This is a genomic window from Streptomyces sp. NPDC002309 (genome assembly GCF_053593375.1).
On sequence record NZ_JBSFCI010000090.1, the window covers coordinates 1 to 6,193 of the forward strand.

Below are 6,193 nucleotides of genomic sequence, written 5' to 3' on the forward strand. Positions count from 1 at the left end.
CCCTTCCCTCATGCCTCCGCACCAGCGATCTCACCCGATCCAGGGCCCCGTTCGAAGCCGACCGAGCACGCGAGCGGATAGAGAACAGCCAGTTAGGTTGTGGGCTGTCTGTGGCTGCTCCGGGGGCGGGGCAGGGGGGCGTCCGCAGGTGGTGCAGGTACCCGTCCAGCACCTCAGCAGGTCCTGGAGAACGTCGAGGACCTGGTAGAGGGTCAGGCCGGTGTGCGGACTTTTGGGTCGAGCCGCCTGAGGGTGAGGAATGCCTGAGCGGCGGTGACGAAGGTGACGTGGTGGCGCCAGGTGCGGCCCTCGGCCGGCGAGACCCACGTGCTGTTCTTCACCGAGACCGAAGCCCGCGAGTGGGCCACCAGAGGCAAGAAGGCCGCCGACGGCCCGAACCTCGCAGCCCTTCCCGTGCAGGCCAGCCCGGTGCGGATGCAGAAGCCGCCCACGTCCGACACTCAACCCGCTGCCGTGCCCGCGGACCCGCTTGCCGACGCCTGGAGCACCACGCCGACCAACGGCGGCGCCCGACCCGGCCTCGGCTCCGGCCGCCGACCCAGCGGCGACGTCGCCGGCGGCCCCGGTCGACGACCACCAGGCGGTGGGCTACGCGACGCCGCCGAACACCACCTGCCTTACACCCTCGCCGCGCTGCGCTACGCCTGCGTGTGCCAGGGAGCGGGGGCCGCCGGTGCGAGTGCGGTCGCAGCTTCGACAACGCCCCGCCCTCAGATCCAGGGTCCGGTAGGCCGGTTGTCCTGATCCGCCCCCGAGTTAGCTTGGCCCTGGGATGATCAGGCCGCTACTGGACAGCAGCGAAAGGTGAGGGGGAGCGCGGTGTGGGACTACTCGGAACTCAGCGCGGAGGCACGCAAGCTAGGAGGCCCTGATGCCCTACGGGCGGCCTACGTCCAGCTCGGGCGGCGGCTAGGCCAGCGGCGAGCCTTCATTCTTGGTGCCCTTGCCGTCGGCGTGCCGGTGGCTGGGTGGAAGGTCTTGAAGGACTACCGCGGCTGCCGCGCCGTTGCCGCTTCCCAGGCCACGGTCGTGACCTCCGAGGCCGCGCCCGCGACGGAGGAGGCCGTAGTCGCCGAGGCGGAGGCTGTACTCACGGCCGTCGACGTCGCGCCGGTGGTCGATGAGCCGGAGCCGGAGACGGAGCCCGCGGCCGAGTCCTCACCCTCGGCCACCGCAGCCCAGTCCACCCCAGCGGCTGGCGGACACTTCAGCGCGTAGGGGTGCGAACGCCCCAGCGCTGACTGCCGGGAAGGGCCACGCTAAGACTCCTCGGTCCTACCTCGCGCAGTGCACCGGCCATCCGACCGGGGCCTCCCGGTACGGGCGCAGCTTCGGCAGCAGCTCGGTGAGCGGGGGAGGACGCTAGTAGCCTCCCCTACTCGTCTTCGTCGACCCCCTTTCTCAAGTTGCGGAAGGGGTCCGGAACGCCAGGGCGTTCGCTCCGACCATGGGATCGTCGGCACTGGCGGCTGCCCGCTGCGCGGTGGCGTAGTGGCGTTCGGCGGCGGCTGACGGTCACGTCTGGATGGGCCGTGGACGGGGGAAGAGCGTGAATCGTTCCGGAGCGAACCCCTCCAGACCGGTGAGCGAGATGCGATCGGCGTTGTAGAGGTGGATCTCCACGTTCATAAGGGACTGGAGAGGGGCTAGATCGTAGGCAACGTCTGCGAGAGCGTTGATCCTTAGCTGCTCAAGATTCGGAAACCGGTCCGGGATCAGGTCGAGGCGGATGTCGGACCGAGACACAGAGAGCCCGAGACGATTGACGGTGGCCATGAGGGGGGCGTTGGCGAAGTCGGCGTCGGTGACCTGAAGGCCGGTCAGCTGAGGCAGCTCCGCGAGCTCGGCCCATTCCACTACGTCCATAACATGGTTGACGACAACGTCTTCGAGCATGGCCCAGTGGGTGATGCCGGTGATGGAGGCCTCAATCTGGCCGCCGAGCCAAAGCCTTGTGAGAGTTGGCGAGGCGGGCAGGGTATGCAGCGTTCTCCACGGCAGGACGGTATAGACCAGCAGTTCACGCAGCTGTGGGAGATTGTTGAGCGCCTGGAAGGAGAAACCCTCAGGCAGGTCCAGCAGGTTCAGCTCCTGGAGGGGCAGTCCGGCGAGATGGTGTAGGCCGTCGACGGGTGTCGAGGGGCCAAGAGCCAACGAGCGCAGCGCGGCCAGAGACCGAACGAACGACAGACTGTGCAGCGAGGGCTCCTCCACGCCCCGGAGAGATAGGGATGTGGTGTGTTCCGGGGAAAGATGCTCGAGGATCTCTGACGGGGTGAGTGCCAGCTCGAACGAGATGAGTTCGATCGGTGTCAGCAGCGGGAGAGCGTCAAACTGCGCACGAGTCCGGACGGTGACATGCAGGCGATCCCGGACAAGGCGGAGGATGTCGCGGGCGTAATCGGCTGCCTCAAAGTTGGTCCAGCCCAGCATCAGTTCGTGGCGCGGCACCGAGGGGGCGACAGTCGGGACGAAATGTTGCAGGTACGCATAAGCTTGGTCGCCGCCCATGGCTGCGGCAGTGCGGAACACGGCAATGATCTCGTCTTCGGGCAGTCCGTCGGCGGTGGGTGGCAGTAGGTCCAGAATGCCGGGACCCAGCGCGGACAGGGTGTTTGCTTCCTGGATAGTGCGGGGCGGCATCAGGGCTGTGGCGCGCGCCGTGACCTTATGGCGCGTGTCGGGGGCGACTTCGGTGGCGTAGTGCATGCTGGCGGCCGCCAGGAGGTGCAGCCTGGGCCGGTGCTCGTTCTCAGCATCACCGCGTTCAATGAGGCGGCGTAGCAGATCTGCGCTTTCAACAGGCCTGGCGTGGGCGACGGCCATGCGTATGACGTCCTCCCACTGGTCGTCATGGGCATTGTTGACCAGCAGCGGAAAGTCGTGGGCCTCGATGGCGGCTTTTGCCCCGAGATAGTCCTGGAAGGTGCGGTGGACGAAGTCGATGGTGTCCATGGTGGGCTTGCGCAGCAGCCCGCTGCGGCCGACCAGATGCGTCAGGACCTGGTCGGCTGTGCCCTGCTCGGCCACAGTCGGCATAGCTGGCAGAGCGTCCTCGACCAGGGCTGTCGCGGTAGTCCGTTCCATCTCGGTCTGGCGGTTGCGGATGAGCCAGTAGGCCAGGCGCTGCAGCAACTGGACGCTCTGGTGTTCGGTGAGCTGAATGCCTTCAGGGACATCGATACTGCGTTCAAGGTCACGGCGCACTAGAAGCATCGACAGTGCTGCCTCATACAATTCCATGCGGCTGTGGGGCAGGTGACCGCGGCGGTCCCGGTGCAGCGCGCAGATCAACGCGCACATCAGGGGTGTGCTGGACAACTGCGCCAGGTCACGCTGAGCACGCACTGTCACCTGGAGCGCTGCTTCGAGATCATGCAGCTGTGACCGTTCGGCGTCGGTTGCTGCACTGTGCCGGGCGGCGGTATGCCACCGGCCGACGAAGAGTCCAATGTCAGCGGCACTCATAGGCCGTACTGACAGTTCGGTGAAGCGCGACGAAGCCAGCCAGCCTTCGGGTACAGCGGACGGACGCGTGGTGACCACGAAGCGTGCATCCCCGTAGGCCGCCAAGAGCCGCTCGAGCCAGTCCCGGGTGGCGCCTCGGTGCTCTTGAGGAACCTCGTCGATGCCGTCGACCAGGACGAGTGCTTCCCCCCTGGCGAGTACGGCATCGGCCCAGCCTTCAGGTTGTGAGGCGGCCAGGGGGGTGCCGACCGCAGAGAGGAAATCCTGCGGCTCTGGAAGGGGCCCACGCCTCACCAGCGTCCGCAGCGGCAGGATGAACGGAATCTGCCCCCTCCAGTCCGCCAGTTCTGCCGGCAGCTCATCGCGCGCCGTGGCGACAGCCAGCCACTGCAGCAGCGTTGTCTTTCCGCTGCCGGCGAGCCCTCGCAGAAGCACGCGTCGGCAGTCGGCCAACGCGTGTTCGGCACGCTTCACAACGACGGATGGCCGGTTCGATTCCTCACTGCCTGCAGGCCAATCTTCCGCCCGCTCCGCCAGTTCCAAGCTCAAGTACGCTGCGTCCAGTGGCCAGCGCGCACGTTCCGGCCGGCTCAGGTCCAGTCCTACGACGGTCAGCTGGGAATGCCGTTCCGTCACGTAGCTGAGGTACCGCTCCTCGAACGAGGGCTGCACTCTGGGCCCCACTGGCCTGCGGGTGACTCTCCTTGGAGAGCCCTGGTACACCTGCGGTACTCGGGCAGCGGCTTCGCGAAGGGCCAGCATCGGGCCCACATCCGCCCCCAAGGCTTTCGCCAGGGCCACCAGCGTGGTCTCGGAGGGCACCACTTGGCCGTTCAGCGCCTGGCTGACCGTTGTGCGCCCCAGCCCGGTCCGCTGCTGCAACCCACCCATCTGCAGACCCCGCTGCGCCCTGAGGGTGCGCAGCCGTAGCGCGAGTTCCGCCAAGGGATCCTCGTGCACGTCCCCCATGTCCTGCTTCTCCGTCTCTCAAGCGACCGTCTTCGTTCATCTTTGTTCGCCCTGAACCCCGGTGAACACCAGAACCGCGAAATTCGCCGAAGTCCCCGTCGTCGGTTGTCCTGGGAAGAAGACATGAACACCTCATCCATTCACCTGATGCTCCTGGTCCTGCTCCTCGCGGTCGTCGCGCTCTTCTGCATGCTCGTAGGAGCAGCGGCCGGTCTGCTCGCTCGTATCGACGGAGCCACCTATGCCACCGCTCTGCTGCGCGGTGCCGTGGCCTTTGCGGGCAGTGCCACCCTGTCCCTGGCGCTGCTGACCTTCGTCCTCGCGGTGCTGTGAACCGAGGATGCTTTGTCCTCCTACCTGCAGGCGAGAGCACGGCGCCCGCCCGTGGCGGGCGCTGGGGCCCGGCCAGTGTCAGGGCGTCGACTACAGGACAGGGATTATCCATAGTGCGTGGGCATGTGTGGTGTGTTTGGCAGGGATGTCACCTGCTCGTATGGCCGTCTGACCGTTCGCGCCTCGGTGCCCGACGGGGCTTGGTTGTGTTTGGGGGTGGAGCAGGCATATGTGGCGGAGCGTTCGATCTCGCCGGTGACTGGTGTGGAGCGGTGGGTGGTGGCCGACGCACGTACCTACGACCTGCATGCCGAGGCGTGTGCGTTTCTGGCCGGGTTGCGCAGCAAGGGCCGCTCGCCGAACACGGAACGGGTCTACGCGGGCCGTGTCGCCCTCTATCTGAACTACTGCACGCAGCGCCGCATCGAGTGGTCGCGTCCGAGTTTCATGGCTCTGTCCGGGCTGCAGCAGTGGCTGGTCACCACGCCGCTGCCGGCCCGCGGCCGCCGCTCCCCGACAACGGCTGCGCCCCGCTACCGTTCGCAGGGCACGGCGAACGCGGTGATGACGGCGGTCACGGACTTCCTGCGCTTCGGCGCACTCCACGGCTGGGTCCCTGCCCAGACGGCCGGCCTGTTGTCGGAGCCGAAGTTCTTGCGGTACCTCCCGGCCGGGTACGACGCCGGCGAGCGGGGCCAGTGGCGCCAGGTCCAAGTGTCGGCTTTCCGTTTCCAGGTCAGCGAACCCGGCTACGAGGACCTGTCCCCGGAGCAGATCCGCCGCATGATCGCGGATACGCCCAGAGCGCGGGACCGTTTCCTCATCGCGCTGCTCGCTGCGACCGGCCTACGGATCGGGGAGGCCCTGGGCCTGCGCCAGGAAGACCTGCATTTCCTGGCCTCTTCACGCTCCCTGGGCTGCCCCGTGGAGGGCCCGCACCTTCATGTGCGCCGCCGTACGGACAACCCGAACCGGGCCCTGGCCAAGTCCAGACGCCCCCGCTACCTCCCCATCACTCCCGACATCGTCTCCTTCTACACCGACTACCAGTACGAACGGAACCTGGCCGGAGCGGCCGAGACCGGCATGGTGTTCGTGAATCTCTTCCGCCCGCCGCTGGGCCGGGCCATGACCTACCCGAACGCCAAGAACGTCTTCGACCGTCTGGCCCGCCGCGCCGGGCATCCGGCTCGGCCGCACATGCTGCGCCACTCCGCGGCCACCCACTGGCTGCGCGAGGGAGTGGACCGGGACGTGGTCCAAAAGCTGCTGGGTCACGCCTCGCCGCTGTCCATGGACCGCTACCGCAACCCTCGGGAATTGCATCAGACGGGCGAGAAGCCGCAGGTCGCCAGGTCACGGCGAGGGCTTGAAGGACTCCGAGGCTACTACGAGCTAGCTG

Annotated in this window: 5 protein-coding genes; 4 read left to right on the forward strand and 1 reads right to left on the reverse strand. The window is 67.3% G+C overall.

Annotation, left to right across the window (positions count from 1 at the left end; all coding sequences use genetic code 11):
• The first annotated feature begins 273 nt into the window (after positions 1-273).
• Both ACWCPM_RS34380 and ACWCPM_RS34385 read left to right on the forward strand, forming a co-directional pair.
• The gene (locus tag ACWCPM_RS34380) at positions 274-765 is read left to right on the forward strand and encodes a hypothetical protein (protein WP_450980197.1); all 492 of its coding nucleotides are present in this window, start codon (positions 274-276) and stop codon (positions 763-765) included.
• Between the two features lie 234 nt (positions 766-999).
• Complete coding sequence (locus ACWCPM_RS34385; protein ID WP_450980193.1) at positions 1,000-1,239, forward strand: hypothetical protein; 240 nt, start codon at positions 1,000-1,002, stop codon at positions 1,237-1,239.
• Positions 1,240-1,536: 297 nt separating this feature from the next.
• Here the strand turns inward: ACWCPM_RS34385 and ACWCPM_RS34390 are convergent, their stop codons facing one another.
• Positions 1,537-4,458, reverse strand: a complete 2,922-nt coding sequence (locus tag ACWCPM_RS34390) for an NACHT domain-containing protein (RefSeq protein WP_450980194.1) — start codon at positions 4,456-4,458, stop codon at positions 1,537-1,539.
• 123 nt (positions 4,459-4,581) lie between these two features.
• Here ACWCPM_RS34390 and ACWCPM_RS34395 point away from each other — a divergent pair, with 123 nt between their 5' ends.
• Together ACWCPM_RS34395 and ACWCPM_RS34400 are read left to right on the forward strand one after the other, a co-directional pair.
• Complete coding sequence (locus ACWCPM_RS34395; protein WP_450980195.1) at positions 4,582-4,791, forward strand: hypothetical protein; 210 nt, start codon at positions 4,582-4,584, stop codon at positions 4,789-4,791.
• Positions 4,792-5,070: 279 nt separating this feature from the next.
• Positions 5,071-6,193: tyrosine-type recombinase/integrase (locus ACWCPM_RS34400; protein WP_450980196.1), on the forward strand; the 1,123-nt coding region annotated here is incomplete at its 3' end.